At 59.0% G+C, this 24,085-nt stretch carries 17 protein-coding genes; all 17 read right to left on the reverse strand.

Annotated features, from left to right (window positions below; translation table 11 throughout):
• Nucleotides 1-219: 219 nt before the first annotated feature.
• The gene (locus D0N36_RS02100) at nucleotides 220-441 is read right to left on the reverse strand and encodes a hypothetical protein (protein ID WP_116939395.1); all 222 of its coding nucleotides are present in this window, start codon (nucleotides 439-441) and stop codon (nucleotides 220-222) included.
• Complete coding sequence (locus tag D0N36_RS02105) at nucleotides 432-2,819, reverse strand: cold-shock protein (RefSeq protein ID WP_116939396.1); 2,388 nt, start codon at nucleotides 2,817-2,819, stop codon at nucleotides 432-434. Before D0N36_RS02105 ends, D0N36_RS02100 begins: the two co-directional genes overlap by 10 nt.
• Nucleotides 2,820-2,866: 47 nt before the next feature.
• Nucleotides 2,867-3,010, reverse strand: a complete 144-nt coding sequence (locus D0N36_RS02110; protein WP_190242479.1) for a hypothetical protein — start codon at nucleotides 3,008-3,010, stop codon at nucleotides 2,867-2,869.
• 204 nt (nucleotides 3,011-3,214) lie between these two features.
• Nucleotides 3,215-4,054 carry a hypothetical protein gene (locus D0N36_RS02115; RefSeq protein WP_147320710.1) on the reverse strand — a complete coding sequence of 280 codons (840 nt, stop codon included), beginning with the start codon at nucleotides 4,052-4,054 and terminating at the stop codon, nucleotides 3,215-3,217.
• Nucleotides 4,055-4,215: 161 nt separating this feature from the next.
• The gene (locus D0N36_RS02120; protein WP_116939398.1) at nucleotides 4,216-6,018 is read right to left on the reverse strand and encodes an AAA family ATPase; all 1,803 of its coding nucleotides are present in this window, start codon (nucleotides 6,016-6,018) and stop codon (nucleotides 4,216-4,218) included.
• A gap of 200 nt (nucleotides 6,019-6,218) precedes the next feature.
• Nucleotides 6,219-7,676 carry a sigma 54-interacting transcriptional regulator gene (locus D0N36_RS02125; protein ID WP_116939414.1) on the reverse strand — a complete coding sequence of 486 codons (1,458 nt, stop codon included), beginning with the start codon at nucleotides 7,674-7,676 and terminating at the stop codon, nucleotides 6,219-6,221.
• Between the two features lie 97 nt (nucleotides 7,677-7,773).
• Complete coding sequence (locus D0N36_RS02130) at nucleotides 7,774-8,676, reverse strand: hypothetical protein (RefSeq protein ID WP_116939399.1); 903 nt, start codon at nucleotides 8,674-8,676, stop codon at nucleotides 7,774-7,776.
• Nucleotides 8,677-8,834: 158 nt separating this feature from the next.
• Nucleotides 8,835-9,533: a hypothetical protein gene (locus D0N36_RS02135; RefSeq protein WP_116939400.1), complete on the reverse strand. Its 699-nt coding sequence runs from the start codon at nucleotides 9,531-9,533 to the stop codon at nucleotides 8,835-8,837.
• A 23-nt stretch (nucleotides 9,534-9,556) separates the two neighbouring features.
• Nucleotides 9,557-10,123 carry a hypothetical protein gene (locus tag D0N36_RS02140; RefSeq protein ID WP_116939401.1) on the reverse strand — a complete coding sequence of 189 codons (567 nt, stop codon included), beginning with the start codon at nucleotides 10,121-10,123 and terminating at the stop codon, nucleotides 9,557-9,559.
• Nucleotides 10,124-10,613: 490 nt separating this feature from the next.
• Complete coding sequence (locus tag D0N36_RS02145) at nucleotides 10,614-11,576, reverse strand: HNH endonuclease signature motif containing protein (RefSeq protein ID WP_116939402.1); 963 nt, start codon at nucleotides 11,574-11,576, stop codon at nucleotides 10,614-10,616.
• Between the two features lie 140 nt (nucleotides 11,577-11,716).
• A complete protein-coding gene (locus D0N36_RS02150) occupies nucleotides 11,717-12,334 on the reverse strand; it encodes a hypothetical protein (protein ID WP_116939403.1) in 618 nt (205 codons plus the stop codon).
• An 84-nt stretch (nucleotides 12,335-12,418) separates the two neighbouring features.
• On the reverse strand, nucleotides 12,419-14,194 hold the full coding sequence (locus D0N36_RS02155; protein WP_116939404.1) for a tetratricopeptide repeat protein: 1,776 nt from the start codon (nucleotides 14,192-14,194) through the stop codon (nucleotides 12,419-12,421).
• A 160-nt stretch (nucleotides 14,195-14,354) separates the two neighbouring features.
• Entirely contained in the window at nucleotides 14,355-14,828 is a 474-nt protein-coding gene (locus tag D0N36_RS02160) for a hypothetical protein (RefSeq protein WP_147320711.1), read from the reverse strand.
• Nucleotides 14,829-15,148: 320 nt separating this feature from the next.
• Nucleotides 15,149-16,117: a helix-turn-helix transcriptional regulator gene (locus tag D0N36_RS02165; RefSeq protein ID WP_116939406.1), complete on the reverse strand. Its 969-nt coding sequence runs from the start codon at nucleotides 16,115-16,117 to the stop codon at nucleotides 15,149-15,151.
• Between the two features lie 152 nt (nucleotides 16,118-16,269).
• Complete coding sequence (locus D0N36_RS02170; RefSeq protein ID WP_116939407.1) at nucleotides 16,270-19,443, reverse strand: ATP-dependent helicase; 3,174 nt, start codon at nucleotides 19,441-19,443, stop codon at nucleotides 16,270-16,272.
• Nucleotides 19,444-19,708: 265 nt separating this feature from the next.
• Nucleotides 19,709-23,143, reverse strand: a complete 3,435-nt coding sequence (locus D0N36_RS02175; protein WP_116939408.1) for a DEAD/DEAH box helicase family protein — start codon at nucleotides 23,141-23,143, stop codon at nucleotides 19,709-19,711.
• A 70-nt stretch (nucleotides 23,144-23,213) separates the two neighbouring features.
• Nucleotides 23,214-24,085 (reverse strand): HNH endonuclease (locus tag D0N36_RS02180; protein ID WP_207190714.1); only part of this gene is annotated, 872 nt, incomplete at its 5' end.

The raw sequence follows: 24,085 nt of genomic DNA on the forward strand, positions 1-24,085 counted from the left end.
GGCCTCCGGGTCTCCGGCCCAGCCCAGGGCAGCCTCAAAATCGTTGTGGGTGATGAGGTTAGGGTCGGCCGCGGCGGCTTTTTTTCGGAGGAGCAGGCAGCCGCGAGCAGTAGCAACAGCAGGCTGGAAAGCAGTGGCTTCATAAATGCGAAGGAAGAATGACGGGAAGGGAGTAGTAAAAGGCTGGCCAGCCCAACAGCCCCGGGCCAGCCGCGCAGCCTACTCAAGCACCTTAATCGTCAGATCGTCGAGATACACCGGCGAAGCGGCGCCGGAGCGCCAGAGGAAAACTTTGATGCGCTGGTTGTACGTCGCGTTGGGGGGCAGAACGATTTCCTTGCTCACCTTCGTCCATTGCTTGTAGTCCTTCACCACATCGGCCAGCGCAACACCGTCGCTGAAAATCGGCTCGTTGTTCTTATCGGGGTCTATTACTTGCATTCCCAGCTGGCCGTGGCCTTATCATCGGGCAGGTATACCCAGGCTTCCACCATCAGGCCCCGCGGCTTATGCTCGCTCAGGTTGCCCAGCAGGGTGTTGTAGGTGAGGCTGAACTCGTGGTTCTGGTCTACCATAGTGGCATATTTGCCTGAGTGCGCCTGGTCCTTGGTCAGGGCCATATCGTCGGGCAGCCAACCGGCCAGCGACTCGAAATCGTTGTGGGCAAGCACGCCGGCGTCGGCGGCGGTTTCGGAAGAGGGCGTGGAGCAGGCTGCCAAGCTCAGGGCCAGGCCTAGGTAAAACAGGGGTTTCATACGAAAAAGGGGAAGAGGCACGAAGAGAAAACAAAAATAACTTAAAAAGGCGCTATCCAGTCCCAGTAGCCGAGCTGGATCTATGTCAACCACGTGGTGCAACATCTCTGCTTTTTCTGCTTGAGCAAGAAGCGCGATAAGGGGCATCATTTCGGCCGGTGCCTGTTCACGCAGTACCAAAAGCCAAGCCAGCAAGAAAGTGTATGCCGGCCGTAGTTGTTGGTTCTCAAGCCAACCGTTAACTTCCAGGTAGAGGCCGCCAACTGCCGGATAAACTTGTAGTAACTGTTCAAAATCCTCGTCAGTTAGTAGCTGACGGCTTTTTCTTAGTACACCTACACCCTGGCGTATGCTGGCATCGTCTCCCGTTTCGGCTATGCGGAGCATCAAGACAAATGCTGCCGGCAGCCGCACTGGCGCATAGGCATCCTGCAGGTAAAGAGTAATTTCTGATGATGGCAGAGCCTCCAGTAATTGACGAATATCCGCGCTTGGAATCAGCCCCAAAGTCCACAGCTTGACCTGGAAAAATGTGCTACACCCATGCAAAGCAAGCTCTGTAGCCAGTGCTGCCAAGGCTTCGTTGCTTGTTTTCTGACATAGCTTGAGAAGCTTAACCAACTGCACGAAATTGTCCTCAGTATCTACAGTCCCTAGCTCTTGAAACAGTTGCGGGGCTACCACCGCATCTATCTCTGGAATGCCATAAGCCAGCAAAGGCATCAGGTGGTCGGCTGGTGTGTCAGCGCTCAGGGATACTACGAATGCTGGTATCGGTAGAATGAGGTGCAACGCTTGCCATACTAACTCCGCCAGTCCTGTTATTTCTAGCGAAGCCAGGTAGCGCACCAGCCACATTGCTTTCTGTGTGGACTCTTCGTCACCCGTGTTTAAAATGGCCGCCTCATAGCCAAAGCCATCGAGCGCCGGTAAGTACCGGCAATCGTCCAAAAGTCGTTTCCCCGACTCAGTTTCAACTGATTCTAATACCCTTGCGTATGACCACCGCGCTGAAAAAAAGCCTTTAAAATGGGGCAGGGGCAAATGCTTCAGCAGTAGTGTGCCCCGCAGGTCAAAACCGTAATCAGCACTCCCCGTCAATTCCGGCGCTGCCTCCTTATAGAAATTGAGTACCTCCTCCGGCACGACCTCGGCCAGCCCGTGGCGCTGCCACCAATACCAGGCTGCTTCTCCGGCAAGTCGCTGCCCGATAGTTTCCTGATAGCGTGCTACGTCCTGCGGCAGGTACTGCTGTACTAACTCAATTACCTGCTGTGCTTGCTCAAAGGTACTATCATGGTCAATGCGCTCAAACCAGCGATTCAGGATTGCAGCGCGTAAGCTTTCTGGACCGTGTTCCAGCAATATCTGCAGTTTCGCTTCTGTGAAGCTCCTTAGGTTTGCTCGTAGGTAGGCAACCTCGCTGGCCAACCCCTTCACGTTCGTGGCTCGTAGCTTGGCCGGGTCCTTTGGGCTGACCGATTGCGTGAAGACTACCCACGCCCCTGTTTCAAGTGTGTTGGGCGCAGCGCTGTTAACGTGAACAAATACATCGTCAAAGCCATCCTGCTCAATAAATCCATAGCCGCTTTCTTCCTTATAGCGGACCACTTTACCGATATGACGGATTACAGGCTCCCGTTCTGATTTCCCACTTTCTTTGGCTTTAGCCACCAGCTCGCTTACGGCTAATAATTGCTGTATTGTGACAAACTCCAGGGGCTCATTTACCTGCTGCTGATTGCCCAGTAAGCGGCTCAGCTGAGAAACAGGGTGCCTGTATACATCAGCAACAGCTGACAAACGAATAACTGCTCCTATTGCGTGTGGTGTTTGAGAACTGCGTACTATACTCGCGGTTGGGCCTTTTCCTTCCCCTTTGTAAATACCTTCTTCAAAGCTCACTGAGTCCCCTACATGAGGTACTTGGTAATCGCTGCTGGCCAGTACCCGCTCATTGAAGTGAAAGGTTTTGTCTAGCTCTGGGCTATAGATAAAGCCGAAACCTGCTCCTTGCTGCTTAGAGCGAAAGAAAATAACGATTCCGTTGTAGCTGTTTTCCATAAATAGGGCGCGAGAGTATCAAAGCAGTTGTGAGCGTAAAAGCTGGTTTACATCAATGCCGCAGCCCCACTGCCCCCCAGCCGCGCCGCCAGCAGCTGCTGAAACCAGAGCCGTTTGAGCTGGGCGTTAATTTTGTCTTCGGTGAGCTTGTTGAACAGGTCCAGCTTGGTGTTCACGAACTCTTCCAGCACGTCGTCCAGTACCTCATCGAACTTGGTACGGATGTTCTGCTCCGAGTTCTGAGGGATGAAGGCCCCGGCCAGGTCGGCGTTGGCGTGATGCGGTAGAGGAAATCTATGTTAGGTCGTTGGTCAGCCATGTTGGGGAACCTCACCCCCCGGCCCCTTCTCCTTGGGGAGAGGGGGAGCCGAGTCGGCGCGGGCGTGTTGAGTTAGTTACTTAAAAGTCAGAAAAGAGGACACTTGGTCGCCTTCTATAGCAGCGGGATTCTTGGCTACCAAGGCCATAATACGGTCCTGCATTCGATGGAGCAGCTCATCGGCGTGGATGCGGAGTTCACTGTCGGCCAGGTTGTTCAAAGTCAATGTATCGGCTCTGGTGCGTATGCTGCCGTTGGAGTTGAAATAATTGAACGAGTCATGCGAGGCCAGCCATTGATAGTTGGTGAAGATGTGGCGGTCGTGGCGCACATCGTTGCCGTCTTCGCCCCACACTACCGTAATGTTAGGCACCTGTTCGGTTTCGGCTTCCACAGCCTCCCTAATCAGGTGACGCAACTCAGTGTACGTCACCGGGTCGAGGTTTACTTCTACCGGCTCTGGAGGCAGGGTCATCAGTACAACATTTAGCTTGCCGCACCGGCCGCGAACCAGCGCTTGGAGCAGCAAGGGCAAGTTGTGGCGCACGGCCCATGATGGCCTGCGCAGCAAGTACCGGTCATGGATAATTAGGTCGTGGAAGGGCAGGATATGCGGCGTAAGCTGCGCCCAGGACGCAAACTGCCCTTTGCCTGCACCGATAGTAAAGGGCATTGAGAACTTGTACCGGTCGCCCCTGTGTAGGCGGCTCAGGACGGTCAGTTCCTCTCCTACCCCATCAATCAGGCACGTACCGGCGGCTTGACACGTCGTTACCTCCGCATCATCGGCCAGCACCACCGGCCGGCGATGGGCCGTGGGCTGCGCGTAAAACGTAAGGGACACCGGCCGGTCGGGGTAGGCAGGAGCTGGAAACTTCACCTTGGGGGTATTTTTCTGCCCGGTGGTCATTTGCATGACAAACGGCCGTACGAGTGGGCTGCTATAGGCCTCCAGTGGAGTGCAGTTAATTGCTACCCCTATCTCATTACGGAGCATTTTCATGGTTTCTGCGTGGCCTAGCTGACTGTTAGTGCGCAGAAATGCCTCCAGATTAGCCTTATCAAAATAGACTGTCATTATTCAAATAGCTTAAAAGCGAGCTTGGCTGACTCATCCATCAAAAATCCTTCGCCGAACTCGTCCATGAAAATGCCATCCTTGCGCAACCGCATTTCGTGACCGTACTGCTGGCCATTGGCTTCGCTGGGCTGGTCGAGGTAATAGACTTTGAAAAGCCCCTGCTTCTTCTTGTTCTTTTCGGGATTCCGCTGTTTGAAGTCAGCAGGCAAATTGATAGGTGTTATTACCTGTCCTTCGGTTGATCCAATCCTAGCTGCAACAGCATTGTTTTGCAGCAATTTGTGATTGCCGCCAGCGTTCTTAACCAGCACCTGCGCATTACGGATAAGGTACTCAGAGTGCGTTTCAATGACGAACCGCAGGTTGTGCTTTCGAGCGGTTTCGGCGAACAGTTCGGCCAGCAAGGACTGAAAATGTGGGTGCAGATTGGCCTCCGGTTCTTCGATTAGAACGATCCGGGTCTGCCACCTTTCGTCGAAAGTACCCGCCACACGCTGTTGCAGAATGGTAGCGATATGCAGCAGCATGGTCAGGAGTTGCCCGGCTCCGAAACCTAGGTCTGCCAAATTAATGCGTTGATCACCACGCACTACCTCAATACGAACGGCCGCGTTGTCTATGTTAGTAATTTCCACGCTCTCGCCTATATCAAAGCGCGGCATCCAACGCTTTAGAAACAACTGCGCCGCGTCGTCCGGAACGCTGCCGAGGCGTTGGAACCGGTCAGCCACTACATTGATTTCCGCGCCTTGCCCGCTGCTCGTTAGGTAGAGCCGGGCCTGGTGAGTACGGTTGGCGCCCAAATGTTCAACAGCAGGGAAACTGTTTTCTAGTTCCCGCCGGAACTGGCGCGCTGTGCGGTACTCCTTGCCTGTTATTTCCTGCCTACGAAACTCTTCCTCGTGCGCTTCTACTTGACGATGCATGCTCCAAGCATTCATCATCTCCTCCTGGTCATATTCTCCATTTTCGTCCGGCGAAACTCCGAACTGATTCGCTACTTGTTCTGCCGTATACGGCACTTCTTCCACAGGTTTTCCGCTGTCAAAAGCGTGTTTATCCAGAGCGCCCTCTATAAGAACTGCCAGCGTAGGGGTGCTACCCAAATAGCGAGAAGAAATGCTGATCTGGTAGTTTATACCAGTACTTTGATCATTGGAAATAGCCTCATTTCGCAGCTGTTCCAAATACTTGGCTAGTGACTGCTGGTGCTCCATCAACAGGCGCTTCTGCTCGTCAGTATTTGCTTCAGCGTATTCCAAACTTGCCAACTCATACTCAGTATCTGCTTGCCTACGGGCATTGACTGCAGGAGAACTCATACGTATGAATTCGCGGGCAAGTGCTTCTCCCGTAACGTAATCTAAAAGCCTCTGTGACACACTCAGCTGATAGGTTTGTCCCCCATCGTTGCTGAAAAGTGTAAGCTGATCGATATCGGGCACTTCCATGTGAAAGCGGCGCAGGTAAGCCAGCTTGACCTTACTGTCGGGATCTTTCGCAAACTCGCAGGAATAGTGAATCCCATTGACCGAGTAGCCAACACGAAATACTTGGGTCTCGCTTTGCCAATTCAATAAACTCTGCCAATTGTTGATGCGGTGCCGGTTTGCCCGGGGCCCATCTAAGCGCAACACCGTCTGGTCATCCTGCTCCAGATAATCGGCCAGCACCAGAAATGCCTTAATCAGCGAAGATTTGCCGGAGTTGTTCTTGCCCGTCAGCACGGTTACCGGAGCTAGATCAAATGCGGCGGGCGTGCCGAACACCCGGAAATTATCGAGTCGTATTTGTTGCATGGAGTAAAGAGATGCCTCTGTTGTTGGGTGGTGTTGGTAGAAGAGATACCAGAATCTGGCCAATACAGTGAAACCCGCTAACTAGCCAAAAAAGCCGTTTTGGCCTAGCAAGACAACAGCAGTTTATGTGGTGGAAATAGCAGAAAATGCTATTAATAAGACTCCGCTTGTCGTCAGCTGGTTACTTTGGCTGGTTGAATTCATTCCAGCTTTTTGTCTAGGGTCCGCACGTCAATATCGAGCGCCATAGCTGCCTGACGCTTCACGCCATTCTTGAGCTCCAGCACACGCAGTAGATGGGCACGCTCTACGTCAGCCAGTTTCAGCGAAAGGTTGCTCGGGCCCATCTCGCGCAGCCGGCGCGGCAGATGGCCCGGCTCGACCAGCGTGTCCGGCTCAAACACGTAGAGCGTTTCCAGCAGATTGGCCAGCTCCCGAATGTTACCTGGAAATGGGTAGGCCAGCAGCTGCTTGCGGGTAGCCTCGCTCAGCTCCAGCGGCTGGCCCTTAACCAGCTCGCGCTGTTTGGCCGCCAATAGGTGTTCCAGCAATGTCTTTCGTTCAGCCGTGGGCCACTCGCGCAGCGGTGGCAGTTCCAGCTCGGCCACCGCCAGGCGGTAATACAAATCCCAGCGGAAGCGCCCGTCCTGGCACTTCTCCTCTAGTTCGGCGTTGGTAGCCGCTACCACCCGCACGTTCACCTTTTTAGGTATGCCGCCCACCGGCTGAATCTCGCCCTCCTGCAACACCCGCAGCAGCAACACCTGTAACGCGGGCGAAATGTCCCCGATTTCGTCCAGAAACACGGTGCCGCCCTCGGCCTGCTCAAATAGGCCCGGCGTCGTTTTCTCCGCGCCCGTAAACGCGCCCTTCTGGTAGCCAAACAGCCGCGATTCCAGCACCGAATCGGTCAGGGCCGCGCAGTTAAGCGTCAGCAGCGGCCGCCCCGATCGTGCCGACTGCTCGTGCACGTAGCGAGCTAGTTGTTCCTTGCCCGTGCCGCTCTCCCCTCGTATTAGCACGGTTACCTTGTCGGTCTGGGCTACTAGGTCGGCCCGGCGGTACACGGCTTGCAGGGCCGGCGGCAGCACATGCTGCCGGTAGTGGTCGGTTCCCGCTGCATAACCTGGCTTTTTTAGATTTTCCTCCCGGATAACCGCCGTTACCGGTACTGCCGAGCGCTCTTCCCTAATTTCCGTCAACCCCGATTCGCCGGCTTTCACAAATTTCTGGTCCCGGGTCTGGAGCAAGCGCGTTTTCAAACCTAGCGTAGTATGGCACAAATACCACGAGAGCTGCATGATGCTGGTGCCCGGCGAGAAGAACAGAGCCAAGTTATGCTCCCGATGCGCTAGCAGCCAGGTTTCCACCTTGGTCTTCACCTCGGCCAGGTCAATCACGTTATCAAGCGCCAGCAGCTGGGCCTCGATATTGCGGCCCGGATACTCTTTGCGCAGATAGGCCACCAAGTGCTCAGCAAAGTTCTCTTGGCGGGCATCGGCGTAGAGCAGAATATGCTGGTCGAGCTTTTCCGGCCCAAAATACCGCCGGTGGAAATCGACATTAGGGCCCGCTGGATTTATGGCCCCAAAGCCCCCTTGTTCGTTTTTGAGGAAGTCATTGTTGCGGGCAATCCAGGAAACCAGAATACGGGACATAACTAAGCGATATAATCAAGCAGGAAAGTGCAAACTACGGCTATTCCCCGCGCGGCCCAAATTCTTTTTGCCGTGCTGGACGGGCCCTAAGCCGCCGTCATTCGGCCGCCAGAAAGGTTGCTACCTGCTCGCGGGCGGTGGGTAGGGCCACGCGCGCCAATATCCGCGGGGCCGGCAACCCCGACTCAATAAACCACTGCTGCCAGGTGCGGCCCAAAATATCAAGGTGGTAGTCGGCATGCGGCTGCACTTCGGCCACCAGCGTGCGCACGCCTACTAGGGCTGGCCGTATTGGTAGCGGTAGTAAGCCGTAGTTGCCCTTCTGCCAGGCTCCGGGCCATTCCGGCCCCTGCTTGGCCAGCGCCGCCACGAAGCGCGTGGAAGCATAGCGGTGGCCCTGCTGGCGGCGGCCGGCGTACTGCTCGAAGTCAAGGTAGCCATCAGTGAGCACCAGCAGATGGCGGCGGTCGGCATGGGCCGAATCAGGGGCCGGAAAGTCGTAGGGCAGCCGCTCGGCCAAGTAGTGCCACAGTTCGGCCCCAGCGTAGTCGGCGGGGCGACGGCCCTGGGCCGCGGCGGCGTACAGGGCCGCCACCCGCTGGCGGAGCGCCGCTACTCGGGCCGGGGCGTGGCGCCGCTCGGTTAGGGGCAGCGCCCCCAGATCGACGAATAATTCGGGGGCCTGGGCCAGCGCCTGCACGGCGGCCGGGTGGCTGGCTTGCTCGGCTACTACCACCCGCAGGCGGTCTTCCGAGCCAGCGTAATGGCGGCGGGCGGCCCCGGCCAGAAAAGCCTGGCACACCTGGCCGAGCAGAGCCGTATCGCGGGCTGGCTGGCCGGGCACCAGCAGCCGGTCCGAGAGGTCGAGCAGCACCACATAGGAGTCGCGCGCGGCCGGGGCTGCGGGGGGTGCGGCTTCCGGCGCGGCGCAGCCGGCCAGCAGCCAGTTGCCGACAAGAACGCAGCATAAACGAAATCCAGAAAACGGCTTAAAATGCATGGCAGGCGAAGAAAAGGGAGGGAATATCAAAAAACGGTTGGCATGAGCCAGGCCCACCAGACAATCCGGAATCAGGCCCCGGCCCCGAGCAATGGTTGATACCGGGTGGTACTGGTGAGCCGCGGCCTGGCCACTTAGCGCAAAAGCATCGGTCGGTATCAAGCCGCCGCGTCGGTCGCGAAGTGCTCGGTCACAAAGCGGGCAAAGGCCTCGCGGCAGCCGCCCGCCGGGTGGCCCGCCTGCAGGGCATATTGCAGCCAGCCGCCATGGAAGGCATCTAGGCAGAGCTTGAGGCGGCCGCCGAAACGAACCACCGTCAGTTCCTGATGCAGCGAGGCGTCGAGGCGTATCGCCTCCAGGCGCAGGCCGTGCAACTCGGCGGCCCGGCTGCGGCGGGCCTCAGCTAGCTCCCGCTCCAGAGAATCCCCGGCGGCCGTGGCCTGGCTCAGCTCCAGCTCGTAGGCTTGGCGGCGGCGCTGCCGCTGGCGGTAAGGGTCCGCATCACCCAGCAGGTGCAGCAACCCATGCAGGCCCGCACCCCACAATAGGCTGGCCCCCAGCCCGCAGGCGAGTACCAGGTAGAACACGGTATCCAGATACCACGCAGTCTCCTGCTGACCAGTGAGCAACTGCACCAAGGCCGCCTGCTGATGAATGCGGTAGGCCAGCAACCCGTCGAGCATCAGTGTAAGTAGCACCAGCGTAGCGCCGGCTATCAAACGACCACGCCGGCTTAGCGTCACCCCTACCCCCTCGGCCAGCAGATGCAGGCACAGGGCCAGCATGAGCAGCAGGGCTGGAAACAGGGCCGGATACACCGCCGCAAAAGCCCCGGGCAGGGCGGCAGCATCAAACACGGCCCCGGTGCCGAGCAACCGGGTCAGGTCAGCCGCCGCGCCACCGCCGGCCTCGGCCAGCTTGGGCGGGTAAAAGCCCGGAAAGCGGTGCCGGCATAAAACAAGTACAGCGCCGCCGTCAGGGCAGTCAGCACCACGGCCAACAGACCCAGCAGTGGCCAGTTGCGCGGGGGTAGGTCGAGCACCTCCTCGCGTACCTGCTCCAGGCGCTGGCGCAGCTGGGCTGCCCGCTCGGTGGCTACTACTCGCCGAGCCTCCAGGACCGCGTTGGCGGCCGGGCCGGCGCGCTCTAGCTCGGCGGCCTGCGTCTCCAACTCCCGAATGCGGCCCAGCACCTCACGGCGCTGCTGCTCGGAGGCCATCCACTCCCGCGAGTTGGTGTGGCGATACGACTCGTAAAGGGCTTCAAGCTGGGTATAAAGTGCCTCCGGATGGCCGGCGTGGTGGCCGGCCTGCACGAAACCCTGCCGCTGCAGCTCAGTTTGCAGCGCCCGATGCTGGTGCAGCGAGTCGAGTAACTCGGGCGCGGTGGCCGGCGAAACGGGTGGGAGGCTGGGGGTGGCGACGGGGATAGTAGCAAGCAGCGACATACGACAGAAGGAGTAGTACCCCACCGCTCCGTGTGGTGGGGTACTACTCCTTCTGCATAAGTGGTACCAGTTGTAAAAAAGGCTTAAACGGGTATTAAGAAGGGTTAGGAAATTTTGGGTAGTGCATTATTTGCAATAGCCACGCAATTTATGCGGTATGCAGGCCTCGCATCTTAATCGTCGAAGCGAACGTCTTCTCCCCGGTCAATTACCAGAATCCCAGCGGAGACACCGGGTGAGGCAATACCTACTGGAAAAAGGTGGATATCGGCTCCATTGTCAGACGCATTTCTGCGAATTTCCATGGGCATGTAGGCAGGGCGTAGAGAATGCTTAGGCTGCGCCCCTAGACAGTAATCTTCCAGCAAGCGCATGGCATGGGCCGGGTCTTCGGCATACACGACGGACAATCCGGGCAAATCTATCCCAAGAGACCACGTGAGGTAGGCATTTAGCGGATTCGCGGTAGGTTGATTCATATCCCTAATACTTATGCACGCTGAGCGAACACCATTTCCGTCAGCCAATTGCTGAGGGATTCGCGGTTACGCTCATACCACTGGCTGCACAGGTAATACTCGGTGCCGTTGTGCCGGTATGGGGTAGCGTAGTAGCGGGTGGGGGCATCCTGGCGCCGGGTAATAAGGGGCGGGAACGAAAGCTTCAGGGCGAAGGTGCAGAGGTCTTCGCGGTAGGTGAGGTTGGGCAGAAACTTGGCGATAGTGCCATCGGCAAAAAGCTGGGCGAATACAGCTTGCGCATAGGCACCCACATTCATTTCGTAGCTGCGCGCCTGAATCTGTCGGTACGCTTCCGGTAGATTATCAGCCCCGGTTTCCTCCAGCTCAAACTGCTCCACGCTGGGCAAATCCAGAGTGGCCTCGTCTGCTGCTGCGGCGTCGCTGGGGAGCGGTGCAGCGGCTAGGTTTAGCTTGTTTAGCAGCTCTTCCAGCTCCTGAGCCCCCGTCGCGCATAGCTCTTTGGCTTTTTGGTACTGCGTTTCATAAAACGCCAGTAGCTCGGGGTGCGGTTTGAGCAGGCCGTCGGGGCGGGCTTGCTGCATGAAGGCCTCGATGCGCGCAATGGCCGCCTCCCGCTGCTCGTCGGTGAGGTGCGCGATGCTGTCAAACTTCTCCCCTTTCGAGCGCAAAAAGTCATCGTAACGCTGGCCGCTCTTTTGGGCGTTGGCTTTTGGGGTTGACGGAACCACATTACCGAAGACGTGCAGACCACCGGATACGCGGTTGAGGGCAATGGCGTGGTCTTTATCAATCGGCTTTCCGGTTAGGTCTTCCCCCGTATAGGCGCATTTATTGCCAAAGAAGGCCAGGGTAGCCTCCCATTGATTGTCGGCCCCTCGGGTAGCGAGTCCGCCAGCGGCTAAACCGGCTTTGGTTAATAGGTAGCGAACATAGGTGTTGGCGACGGCGCCAGGGGTTGCTTGATTGGCCATGCGTTTCAGAAGGGGAATGGTGAAAGAGAATTGAGAAAATGCGAGAATTTACTGACAGCCGGATGATTCTGTGGGGCGTAGCACCTGACTGGCTTTTACACGGCGAGCGGGTGTGTGGGGCAAGAATACGCAATTGGGCACTACCGGCGTACTGCCAGGTGGGCCTGCCGGGCAGTGGCTGCCTGAACGATGGCCAGCGTTTGCTGGAATTGCTGCTGCCGGGTAGCATTGGCGCGGTAGGGCCGGGAGCTGAGACGGACCACAAAGAAGTCGTTGAGGCAGCTTACGCTCACGAAGCGCAGGCTTGTATCGCGCTGGATGGCCGCGTGGGGCGGGGAGTTATGGAAGCGCGTCCAGATGTAGCGGGCCAACTCCCGGGGCCGGCCGCGGTAGGGAGCCAGATTGCTCACTGAAGCGCAAATTTCGCCAACGGTGCGGTCGTCGCGGTCGTGGTAGAGGCTGTCGCGCCGCTCCATTTCATAAGTGTGCAGAAAGGTACCAGGCAGCAGGCCGGCCTCGAAGTGGGCAGGGCGCGCGCCGGGGTTCCGCTGGGCCCGGCGGTAGTTAAGGGCCGCCACGTACTCGGCGTTGAGGGCGGTCAGGTCGCAGGGCAGCGTGAGCTGGCTCAGGGGAACGGAGCGGAAGCGGCGGCGGGCCGGCTCCTCGGCGGAGTTAGCCCCTGACAGTACCGCGAGTAGTAGCAGCCCAACCAAGGGTCGCAGCCAGGGCGGGCGGGCACAGAGCAGGTTAGCAAGCATAAGAATCTGTTTTTTGGCCGAATCAGAGAAGTGGCACGTCGTGTTTTGGGGTGAAGCGGGTGGTCAACGGCACCTGCTTTCACGCTAGCTCTGGCCTCTTAGCGCAGCCAAGCCGGCATCATACTGCTCTAGGGCCGCCTCAATAATAGCGGGCGTGGCACCGGGTCGGTCTTTGGTATTGCGCAGCTCGGCCCGTAGCAGGGCTTGTTGCAGCAGCCGGAACTCGGGTGCGTAGGCCGGAAGTTGCGCCAGGCCGGTAAGGCATAGCTCCCGGGCTACGGCAAACTCGTTGGCTTCCCGAGCCTTCCTGAACCAATGGCCGGTTGGCAACTGCAGCTTCAGGCAGGCTTCGCAAGCCTCCCCCAGTGGCGGGCCGGCCAGCCGCCACGCTGCCGCGCAGAGCCACTCGCCGGCGGTACTCAAGGCCCCATCAGTAGCATATTCCTGCTTGAGCTGCAGGGCCAATTGCCAGCGCAGATACTCCATATCTGGTGACTTGCGGCTGAAATACTGTAAGTCGCACGCCGGCAGCAGCCCGTTTACATCTGCGACAAACTGCGTCCCGTTGGCCACCCCTACCTCTACCGACCGGCGCGGCCCGCAGGGTAGTGTGTCTGGCTCGTCTGGGTTGGCTGGATACCACGTAAAATGCTTCTCCCGCTCAACACTGTAGGGTTCCTGGGTGAAGGCAAAACTACAGGCAGCTTCGAAATATGCCAGTGACTCCTTCGGGCGGCCCAGCCGGTATAGTACCCAGGCCGCCTGGTGCCGGTAGAATGCCTGATTCCAGAGGCGACGGGCAACTTCTGGGGCATTTTCAGAAAATCCACTCTTCTTCCTGGACAGAGCCAGTATCGGGCGGGCCGCCAGCCATTCGTACTCCGCCAATAGGGCTTCCAGGTCGGGGGTTGGCTGGGCCAGTAGGCAGCTTACCAACAGCTCCCGGTGCGCCGGCTTCTGGGGTTGCCGCCCCACTATTGCCAGCGCATCGTCCAAGGCCCGGTTGGGGGCACCGTGGCGCAGGAAATACGCGGCCCGCTCGCTCAGGTATGTTGCCGTGGTCGGCTCCCGAATACCAGTTTGCTCGAATGCCGCCAGAGCCTCGGCCCAGCGTGCAGCCGGAGATGGTAACTGCTCGTTGGGGTAGCGGATATGTAACCCGACACCACTATTTCGCCAGTTGCCGGACAGGGTACCGCCAGCTGCAAAATCGCGCAGCGCACCCCGGAAATCATACTGCAGAACCCGGATAATTGCCCGAAGTTGCATTGCATACTTATTAGCCGGGTATTGTCCCAGGACAGTGTCCAGGTCGACCAGGGCATCCGCGAGCCGGTCGTGAGCCAAGTGGAAGTCGGCCCGGCCAATAAGGTACTCACTATTGCCAGGGTCCAGGGCCAGGGCTTGGTCATAGGCGGCCAGCCGGCGGGCTTGCCCTTCAGCCGACTGATCATAATCGGAACCGGAGAAATAGGCAGCGGGGTGTTCAAGGGCCTCAGCGTAGTAGTACCAAGCATCAGCGTGGGTGGGATTCAGAGCCAAAGATGCGGCTAGGTCGCGCTGCGAATCACCACCGCCATCGGTGAGGTAAGCCCCGATGCCTCGCCAGTACAGTTCATCGGCCGTGGTGGCGGCGCATCTGGTGGCCTCGGCGGCCGCCGACAGGTCGATATGCCCGTCCTTGTTGCGCACCCCTTCCCGATTCAGCAGCCGGGCATAGCGCGCCCACAGCTCGGGCGAGTCGGTGACCAGCGTAACGGCCTCTTCGTAACAGGCCGCGGCTGCGCCCCAGTCGTAGGCATCTTCGTGGGCTAAAGCAGTTTCATAAAGTGTTTGAACGGGTTCCAGGAACTTGGGCATAGGCAAAGCAATGGGTTGGTGGGGGCGCGCAATAGGCCCAGTTACCTTCTGGCGAAACAGAAGAGGAATTAAATGATGGGCGGCTAAGCTTAGATGGGGGTAGTATACACTCCATAGGGCAGCCTGCCCTTTTGGAAATGCAACGGTGGCAAACCTTGGCTCAATCGAAGTCAATATCCGTGGGCTGGAGTAGCAGGGCCGCAGCCATATCATTCGTGGTGAGGTCCTGCGCAGTCACAAACTCCAGTTGGCAATAACTCAGCAGATAGTTGAGGCGACCGGAATAGAACCCTACCTTATCTGGTGGGGAAGTAACCTGTCGCCAGTAAGGGCGGCCCATGTTGGTGAGGCGGGCAAAAGCCAGGTTATCGAAGTTGAGCAGAGCCCCCTCCCGCACTTCCACCGGGCCACCCTGACGAGCTAGGCATAGCCCGCAGCAAGTAGGTTCTTCGAGAGGGGTAGGCCATATAGTGTCGCTCGAAGTCACGACAAAGCGCGTGGCGACGCTTACATACTTGGGGGCGCCTACCACGCGCCATTGCGGGAGTGTGGGGTTGATTAGGAGTTGAATATGGGAGTCGTCGGTCAGGCAGTACCATTTGGCCAGCGTCACAGGAGGGATGCGTGTATCCATACAGGGAAAGATTCGGGGTTGAAGCTTTTGCAAGCAAAAAGAAACGGGCTAGAATTGAAGCTAGCCCTGGCCCGTAAAAGGCCTTTTCGCAATCAGTTAGCAGCGCTTTTTAGCGTGAGACACTGCCTGCTATTCAAAGAACGAGGACGGATGCCCACTGGCACCGCACTTTTCCCGGTCGGAAGAGTTGGACAAAAGTATCGGCACCCGTGCGACAATAAGTGACGCGCTGTTGTCGAGCGCATCGGAGGTCCTGATTGTCCCGGAGAACTTCCTTGTTTTCGAGTAGCGTAAACTACCTCAGTCAACCTGGCCGGGCACTACCATTTAGCCCCAGCCACCTTGTCCAGCACGAACTGGCGTAGGCTTTCGGGGGCTGCTACTCGCACTTCCAGCGGCAGGCCCAGCACAAAGCGGCCCACCCCGTGAAAGCCGTGCACCCGGCCCCGGTAGCGGTGGGTCCAGCCTTCGGCCTGCTCGGTGGTCATGGCCGGCTGGCACTCGACCGCAGCAGCGGCCGACTCGCGCAGCAGTTGCTGGTAGCTGCGGGAAGTCAGCAGCAGCTCGATAGTAGTCCATTGGTCGGTTTCGGCCATGCCGAATACGTCGGGACGGCGGTCGGAGTCGGGCAGCGTGCAGGCAGCATCCAGCAGTTCGGCCCCGCCCATGCGGCTAAGGTTGTAGGTGCGGTACTGGCCGGTAGCCACATCGTTGGAGGCGAGCTGGGTGTAGTTGTTGGCCAGGGCCAGCGGCTCCAACTCCCGGTCGCGCACGGTGCCTGTGTTGCCCGACTCGTAGGCCAGCAGCCGCACCCGGCGGCGTAGTTCGATGCCCAAGGCCAAGGTTTCAAGAATGCGTGCCTGGCGCAGGCTGCGCAGCTCGTGGGGCTGGGGCAGCAGCAGCGCCGGCAGCTGCAGCTTCTGGCGCAGGCTGACCAGCACTGGGTTGGGGGTGCCCAGGTCAGCTAGGCGCAGGTTGAGCAATTCCGTTTCCTGGTCGTTTAGCGGCTCGTGGCGGATACCGCGTCCCTCAGGCGCGGGCTCGAACAGAAAATAGCGGGCGGGTTGGGTGGTGGTTTTATCGACGGGGTAGCCTACTTCCTCCAGCAGCTTGAGGTAGCGCTGCATGGTCCGCTGTTTTTTATCAAGCTCGCTTAGCAGCTGCGCCATCGTGCGCCCGCCAGGTTCTTTGAGCAGGCGAATCAGCCGCAGCAGGCTCAGCAGCTTCTGCTGCGGGATAGAACCGTTTGCAAATTCGGATTCCGGCTTTACTCGCACTGAAGGGTGCATATGGAAATTGGGCAGTAGGTGGCTGACGTAAGTAGCAGCTTATCTTCCTCAATACCAACCCGGCTTATCATAGATGGTCGCAGTATCAGTTGGAATGGATGCTACTGATAAGGAGTAGCCAGTATAGAAAGCCGCCGCGCCATTCAGGATTGCTACCCGAGCTGGCACCAAGCACATTCGCCGCAGCCGTGGCTGAACTCGTGCCGACGGATGGCGGCCTCCACGGCTACTATCTGGGCGCGCACCGTTGCTTCGGCCTCGGGCGTTACTACTACCCGCGCTGCTTCATAGCGGGGGGTGTCGCCCGGCTTTTCCACCGGCCGCAGAAACTCGAAACGCATCGAAACGGGTTCGAAGCGGTTGGCCGGGTCGTGGGTGAGCAGCAGGTGGTAGAACACACCCTGCCGCCAATAGTCCCCTCCACGTAGACGCTCGTTCTGGTGCCAGTCGGCAAGCGTGGCCGTCGCCGCACCGGCCACAGCAGGCTGCAGCTGAACGCGAGCTTTAATTGGGTCGCCGGTCTTGTAGTCCAGCACATCACAGCGGCGGCCGTCGGGCAGGGGATCAAGGCGGTCGAGCTTACCCGTCAGCATAGGGCCACCGGACAACTGCGCGCGGTGCACGTGGTACTCGGGTACAGCATTGGCCGGGCTGGTGCTTTGGGCCTGAGCCCACCATGCCTGCAATTGGCTTTGACCGGCGTGCTTCCGCCGCTCATAAGTAGCGGCCGAAAGCTCGGGACGGTGGCGGGCCAAACGGCGACTAAAGTCAGCGGCCAACTCCTCAGCGCTACCAAACTGCTGCTCCGGCTGCCGCTGGGCCTGGCGGAAGTGCTGCTCCAGCGTTGCGTGCATAACCGAACCGAAAAGCAGGTTTTCGTTGCGTGCCTGGGGTACACGCAGCAGCTGCTCGTAATAGCATCCAATGGGACATTTGAGGTAAGCGTTAAGGGTCGTAGCACTCAGCGCGAAATCAGCGAGTAACTCGTCCAGTACGGCCGGATCGGGTACGGGAGCCGGTGCGGGCGGTGGGGCCAGGCGGCTAAGTCGGGCCGCAGTCAGCAGTTCATCGGCCACTGTCACCACTTCCACGGTCCGCCCATCCTGCTGCAGCTCACTCACGAACCGGCATTCCTGTAAGGGTTTACCGGCCTCGTCGGTTGCAGCCCAGCTTAGCGTCAAGTGCTCCTGGGCCCGGGTAAGGGCTACGAAAAACAAGCGCCGTGCCTCCTCGCACGCCGACTCCTCAGTGGCCGCGGGAACCAGCGCGGGCGGCAGTCGGAAGCCGCTCTCAGCGCGTCGGCTAAGCCATTTATTTTGCTGACAGCCCAGCAGCCATACCCGCTCCCACTCCAAACCCTTAGCCCCGTGGACCGTGAGCAACTCCAGCGGAGCATCGGCCGCGCCGCTACTATACTCCAGCGGCAGTCCTTCGGTGGTGGCAGCCTGCGTTTCCCATATTTGCAGCAGTTGGACCAGCGTAAGCTGAGGCTGGCTCCAGGCGGCGGCCCGCCCGAATTGCAGTAGGGTTTGCGCCACGGCTATTAGTTGGTCGGGGTGGGCGTGCTGGGCTAGTAGGGCGGGCAGTAGCGTGCCCAGCACAATGCGTTCCATCAATACCGGCACAGGCTGACTGACGGCCGTGGTGAGCCAGTCGTCGAGGCGAGCTAGCGCCTGGCCCAAAGCCTCACGGGCTGGAGCTGAAAGTCCCACAGCCGCGGCCTGCGGGCTATCGTGGGCTATTTCGGCCGCCCACACCCGCCAGGGTAGCACTGCTGCATTGGCCTGCCTAGCGGCGCGGCTGTGCGCCAAATGGCCGGTTGCCAGCCGTACTAAATCGGCCGGGTCCAGGTGCAAGCCCGGCAGGTGCAGCACGACAAACAGCACGGGCTCGGCCAGAGATGGTGAAGCCTGCAGGGCAGCGGCCAGGTAGGTCAGCACTTGATGGAGGCTGGTGGCCAAGCCATCACGTAGCACGTTCACAGTGCGCTTGCGCCGAAAAGGCACTCCTGCCTGCTGCAGCAGGTGCGCCAGCAGATCGAGTTGGCCGTGGGTACGAGTTAGTACAGCCGCGCGGCCGACCGGCCAGGTACCGGTCTGGTGCAGGGCGGTTAATTCCTGGGCCACGTGGGCGGCTTCGTGCAGGGGCGTGGCGTAGCAGCGTAGCGTAGGCTGCACCGCCGAGGCGGCAAAGTGTGGGTGACGGGCGTGCAGTTGCTTGCTAAGGCCCGGCAACTGGCGTACCAGGCGCTCCTGATTGCGGTCAATCAGTCCGGCCGCCGCCGACAGCACAGCTCCCGAAGAGCGATAGTTTTCTTCCAGCACCACCACGGCCGCAGCTGGGTAGCGTTGCTGGAACGCCAGCACATTGGCCACGCTCGCCCCCTGAAAACGGAAGATGCTCTGGTCGTCGTCGCCGACCACTAGCACGTTGGGGTTGTCCCAGTAATCGGCCAGCAAATGCAGCAGCTGGCTCTGCACGCCGTTGGTGTCCTGGTATTCATCTACCAGGAAATGTTGCCAGCGCTCCTGATAGCTCAGGCGCAAGGCCTCATGCTCCTGGAGCAAGTCGATGGCCCAGGCCAGCATATCGTCATAGTCGTAGCGCCCCAGGCGGGTTAGTCCGGCCTGGTAAGCAGGTAGCAGCGCAATGGCGGCGGCGGCCTGGGCAATCCGGTTTTCTTCGGCGGCCAGCAGCTTGCGCTTGATGTCACCCACCCGAATGCCCTGCTTGGCATTGGCTCGCAAATACTGATACTGCTCTTCCGCGGGCAGGCCCAGGCGGTACGCTTCCAACTCTCGCAGCAACTCGGCCACCGTCCAGCCCTCGCGCTTCACACTCTGAAACAACCGTTTCAGATTGGGGACATCGAAATAGACACTACCCGTATCGCGCCGTAGCGGGTGGCCCGCAGGCAGGCCGTCGAGCAGCTCCCGTAGCAGGGCCTCCACCTCCAGGTCGGAGGCAGCAGTCAGGTCGTGATGCCCCAGCAAGGCGGCATTCTCCTGAATAATTACCTGACCCAGGCTGTGGAAGGTGTGAATTGCGACCCGGTGCGCGTCAGGCCCGATAAAGCGCAGCAGACGCTGGCGCATGTTCTGGGCCGCCGCGTCGGTGTAGCTCAGGCACAGGATTTCCTGGGGACGGACGTCGGGCTGGGTGAGCAGCCAGGCCGCGCGGGCAGCCAGCAGCTGGGTCTTGCCCGTGCCGGGCCCAGCCACTACCAGTAACGGACCATCGGGATGAGTCACGGCCTGGCGCTGCCGGTCGTTAAGGCGGGCAAATTCACGGGTAAAGGAAGAGAGTGGAGGCGTACCGTCGAGCATGGGAGCAGATTAAGAGTGATAGCAGCTAACTGTTCCCTTGGGACCGTCCCAGCAGCAATTCATTCACTCCTAAGTCGATAAAGATGCCACCTTTCACAACGGCCTTAATCAGCTGAAAACGGCAATTTTGTTTTTATCAATGCCTCATATTATGCTATGCAAAAGCATAATATGAGGCATTGCTCCACTCCTTTAACCGTCCGCAACCTCTTTTACGCTACCCCCGCTTATGCTGTCCGCTGTTACCTGAGGTCCAGCTTGCGCCTTAAGCCAGAGCCAACGCGTTCTGGTTCACGAAGTCAACTATCCGGAACAGCTCCCGCACCTGCGCTTCCTCCCGGAACACCCCTACCACACCCTGGTGGTGCTTTTCTGTAAAGGGGCTCTCGAATAGCTTTTTGCGGTCAATGGTACCGTTGTGGGCCAGGTAGTCAATCAGACTGTTGACAAAGTAAATCTGGTCGGGCTGCAGGATGCGCCCGTTCAGGAACCCGGCAAAGGCCTCCTTGGCTGCATTAGTGTCCAGCCCGAGCAGGCTGCGGATGAACTCGCCCAATGACTTCTGCTGCCCCAACTCCTGGTGCAGGTCGGCCACAGTGCCCCGCTCGTGGCCGTCAAATATCAGGTGCTCCAGCTCGTTAAGCTCGGCCACGGTGATGGGCTGGTTGGTGCGCAGACGGCTGATGGTGAGGTGGTGCTGGTTGTCGCGGATGTAGCGGGCCACCCGCTGGTAGTAGCTTTCGAGGGCCGTGCTGCCCCAGCCCGTGATATCTTTTTCGGCCACTCCCGTGGCATCCAGCTGGTCGGCGAAGTGGGTGTACACCACCGGCTGCTGGTCGCGGTCCAGAAACTTCATCAGGTCCCGTAGCTTCTGGCGCAGGGCTTCCAGGTCTGGCAAGGCGACTTGCTGCCAGTATTCCTTTCGCTGCACTTGCAGCAAAAGGTCCTTCTGTTGCAGCACTGCCGGTACGTTGGTTTTCTGGCTGTTGAGGTTGTAGCCCAGGTTGGCAATCCGCTCAATGTAACCCTGCTGGCGGGTGCTTTTCTGAATGAGGGCCAGCATCAGGTTCAGCACCATCAGGTCAAAGCGGCGGGCCAGCTCGTCGTTGCCTTCCACCGGAGCCAGGGGGGCGAGGTTGTTTTCCAGATTCTGCACGTCCACTTTCGTCAGGGCATCCCAGCGGGCACGGGCCCCGGCAAATTCTTCGACGTAACGCAGGCGCGCCCGCACGGCGAAAGAGTTCAGGTCGAGTCCGGCCACCTGGCCGTGCAGGGTATCCAATAGCTCCCGACGCAGCTGCTGATGCGCCTCGTCGGCCTGATAGGCAGGTTGGCGCAGCACTTCCGCCAGCGTCAGGCGGGCCGTGAAAATCTGCTGGCTCAGGGGCACCTGGTTGCTGGCTATCAGCCCCTCGGGCCGGGCTTCAAAGAACTCAAAGTTCTCGCAGAAGTCGAACACCACGAAATACTCCTTGTCCTGGCCGGGCCCGAACAGATCGGGGCGCAGGCGGGTGCCGCGTCCCAGCATTTGCCAGAACTTGGCGCTGGAGCGCACGGCTTTGAAGAACACCAGGTTCACCACGTCCGGAATGTCGATACCGGTATCGAGCATATCCACCGAGATGGCGAGTTGCGGCGCCTTTTCGGTGTCCGAAAAGTCATCGAGCAGTGCCTGCGCGTAGTCTTCGTAGTTGTCGATGACTCGTACGAAGCCGCCACCCAGGTGCGGGAAGAGTTTATGAAACCGCTCCTCAATAAATATGGCGTGGCGGTGGCTACGGGCAAAGAGGATGGTTTTACCGAGCTTATCGCCGCCCTGCACCTTCACTCCGCGCTCGAGCACAAAGCGTAGGACTTCGTCCACCGTGCTCTGGTTAAATAACCAGGCATTGAGGGCATTCGATCCGATTTCGTCGGGCACCAGGCCGGTGGCCTCATCCCGAAACTCTTCCTCGTACTCTTCTTTTTCAGCCTCGCTCAACTCGTTATACTTGATGCCCTGACGCTGGAACTTCAGGGGCACCGAGAGAGCCTTGGGCGGTACCAGATACTTGTCTTGCACGGCTTGATTCAGCTCATATGCATAAGTAGGCTGGTGGTCTTCCAGACCGAACAGCTCGTAGGTGTTGCGGTCAATCTGGGCCAGCGGCGTGGCGGTGAGGCCAATGAGCAGGGAATCGAAGTACTCAAATATGGCCTGGTACTTCTGGTACACCGAGCGGTGGGCTTCGTCCACGATAATGAGGTCGAAATAGCCGGGGCCGTAGAAGCGGGTCGCGCCTTCTTCTACCTCACCGTCGATGCGGTTCATCATCGTCGGGTAGGTAGAGAACACCATACGGCTGTTGCTGTCCTCTTTTTCCTGGGTGATGTTGACTAGCGACAGGCTCGGCAGGTGTTCGGCAAAAGCATTTTTAGCCTGCCGGACAAGGGCCTTGCGGTCGGCCAGAAACAGCACCCGGGTAACCCAGCCCGCCTTCAGCAGCATGTCGACGAGAGCGGCAGCGGTGCGCGTTTTGCCCGAGCCGGTGGCCATTACCAGCAGGGCTCCGCGCTGCATCTGGGTCTGGAACCGGACGGCTACCCGGCGAATGGCTTCGGCCTGGTAGTAGCGGCCGGCTATGGCAGGGCTGATGCTGGCCTGGGTGAGGTCGTGCCGCGAGGTGCGGCGCAGCAGCATGCGGCGTAATTCGTCCCGGGTGAGGAAGCCGGCTACCTGCCGGGGCGGGTAGTTGGTGGTGGGGTGGTCGTCGAGCAGGAAGGTTTCGAAGCCGTTGGTGTAGAATATCACCGGGCGCTGGCCGGTCATCTGCTCCAGGCAGTTGGCGTAGAGCGTAGCCTGGTAGCGGCCTTTGGTGGGCTCGGCCAAGGTTTTCTTGGCTTCCACCACGGCCAGGGGCTTACCGTTGTCGTCCCAGAGCACGTAGTCGCAGTACCCCTTGCCGGTGGGGTTGGTACTCAGGGGCATGCCGGTTACTTCGTACTCGCACACGCGCGGCGCGGTCACGTCCCAGCCGGCTTCGCGCAGTAGCAGGTCGATGTAGCGCCGCCGCGTTTCGGCTTCACTGATGGCCTGCGGCAGGGCAATGGGGTTAGCCAGGTTGTGCGCCTTCACCTCCTGCATGGCGGCTAAACTGGCCTGCAGGGCAGCGAGCTGCTGGGCATTAGCCGCGAGCTGGGCCGTTTTGCGGGCCAACTCGTCCTGCTGGGCCAGATAGTCGGCCTCCAGCTTCTGGGCCTGCACCTGGGTGGTGTCGGCGGCTCCGGCAGCGGGCAGCAGCTTTTCATCAAAGGGCCGGATACTGGGCCGCTCGGCGCTGTAGGCGGCGGCCACGAAGATCAGGAAGCCATATAGGTGTCGTAGGGCATCGAATGCTTCGGGGCCAGTGGGGCTCACCTTGTGGTGGGCCGCTTGGTTGCCCAGCTTGCGCACGTAGTTGGCACCCTGAAACTGGTTGCTGCCTAGCAGGTTGCGGAAGCTGGCTTCGTGCAACAGCGCCGCCAAGTTATCCTGGTAGGGAATGGTGAGGCTGCTGTCGTTATCATACACCCAGCGAATAGCGTTTTCCAGGGCAATGCGGCTGCTAAGCGCGGCCAGTCGCGGGGCGCTCCAGACGTGCAACTCAGCCTCCCGGGCCGGCTCGTAAAGGTCGGGCCAAGCGGCTTCCAGGAAAACGAAGTTGGATAAGGGTTGCGACATAATGGGCAAACTATATAATCGATGTACCTATAACATGTTCTTGATGCTTGGCAAAAGGGATTTCCTCCACTTAAAGAACAAGGATTTCTTCCACTAAGCGACAGTTCATCTGCTCACGGGCAAAAGCAAGCAACTGGTTGCTATGCGCGGCCAACCAAGTAGGGTTGTTGCCTTCAAACAAGTGGATTTGCCACTGACGACGGTAACTGCCTTTCCCTTCTAAGGTACATTTCACCTCCGCTACTGCACGGCAGTGGTAGTACATATTGACAATTCGCGTCAGTTCTTCATCAACATAGATATACCCCCCCCGGGAGGCTATCTGTGTTTCCAATCTCGGTTTGGGAGCTGATAATGGACTTGTATGCACCCGGAAATTGATTTCATTGACTCCCTTGTCGTTGTTACACACACTGCAAAGCGTTTGGGAGTTGCTGAGGCTCGTTTCTCCTCCGTATTTGAAAGGCAGTATGTGATCTACTTGTAATGTTACGCGCCGACCAGGACCCTTCTGTTTGCCGCAGCACAAACAGGTGTAGTTGTCACGCTGAAAAACCTGTGTCTTTTCCTGCTCCGTAAGTTCCCGCTGCTCCAATGCCCGCTGGACGGGTGCGTGCACCTGGGCCTGGGGTATGCTGCCAAACTTGTGGATATGATAAGCACGGTTGCGGGCCGAATCGAAAGCTGTTTTGAAACGATCATAGCTTTTGTAAAATCGCTGCCACAGGTATGCGCTATCATGGTAGGTGTCGTGCAACTTATCCTGGACGACAAATTCCGAAGAGTGCAGCAGGTCGCCAGCAATCTGGTCTAGGTGTATAGTCCCAGGGAGAGATGGTGTATTTTCCGGGCTGGAATTTCGCACGCACTTATGGGACAAATACTCCACGGCAGCGCCCGCACAACTTCGGCAATACGGGCCGCTATCCAACGTAGTCAGGA

It is taken from the genome of Hymenobacter lapidiphilus (assembly GCF_003417065.2).
In the GTDB taxonomy this organism is placed as follows: domain Bacteria; phylum Bacteroidota; class Bacteroidia; order Cytophagales; family Hymenobacteraceae; genus Hymenobacter.

Excerpts from the sequence above, each read along its gene's own strand:
- D0N36_RS02100 (WP_116939395.1), bottom strand. The coding sequence starts at position 441 with ATGCAAGTAATAGACCCCGATAAGAACAACGAGCCGATTTTCAGCGAC.
- D0N36_RS02150 (WP_116939403.1), bottom strand. The coding sequence starts at position 12,334 with ATGCTTGCTAACCTGCTCTGTGCCCGCCCGCCCTGGCTGCGACCCTTG.
- D0N36_RS02115 (WP_147320710.1), bottom strand. The coding sequence starts at position 4,054 with ATGCAAATGACCACCGGGCAGAAAAATACCCCCAAGGTGAAGTTTCCA.
- D0N36_RS02125 (WP_116939414.1), bottom strand. The coding sequence starts at position 7,676 with ATGTCCCGTATTCTGGTTTCCTGGATTGCCCGCAACAATGACTTCCTC.
- D0N36_RS02165 (WP_116939406.1), bottom strand. The coding sequence starts at position 16,117 with ATGCACCCTTCAGTGCGAGTAAAGCCGGAATCCGAATTTGCAAACGGT.
- D0N36_RS02155 (WP_116939404.1), bottom strand. The coding sequence starts at position 14,194 with ATGCCCAAGTTCCTGGAACCCGTTCAAACACTTTATGAAACTGCTTTA.
- D0N36_RS02175 (WP_116939408.1), bottom strand. The coding sequence starts at position 23,143 with ATGTCGCAACCCTTATCCAACTTCGTTTTCCTGGAAGCCGCTTGGCCC.
- D0N36_RS02160 (WP_147320711.1), bottom strand. The coding sequence starts at position 14,828 with ATGGATACACGCATCCCTCCTGTGACGCTGGCCAAATGGTACTGCCTG.
- D0N36_RS02145 (WP_116939402.1), bottom strand. The coding sequence starts at position 11,576 with ATGGCCAATCAAGCAACCCCTGGCGCCGTCGCCAACACCTATGTTCGC.
- D0N36_RS02105 (WP_116939396.1), bottom strand. The coding sequence starts at position 2,819 with ATGGAAAACAGCTACAACGGAATCGTTATTTTCTTTCGCTCTAAGCAG.
- D0N36_RS02170 (WP_116939407.1), bottom strand. The coding sequence starts at position 19,443 with ATGCTCGACGGTACGCCTCCACTCTCTTCCTTTACCCGTGAATTTGCC.
- D0N36_RS02140 (WP_116939401.1), bottom strand. The coding sequence starts at position 10,123 with ATGTCGCTGCTTGCTACTATCCCCGTCGCCACCCCCAGCCTCCCACCC.
- D0N36_RS02120 (WP_116939398.1), bottom strand. The coding sequence starts at position 6,018 with ATGCAACAAATACGACTCGATAATTTCCGGGTGTTCGGCACGCCCGCC.
- D0N36_RS02130 (WP_116939399.1), bottom strand. The coding sequence starts at position 8,676 with ATGCATTTTAAGCCGTTTTCTGGATTTCGTTTATGCTGCGTTCTTGTC.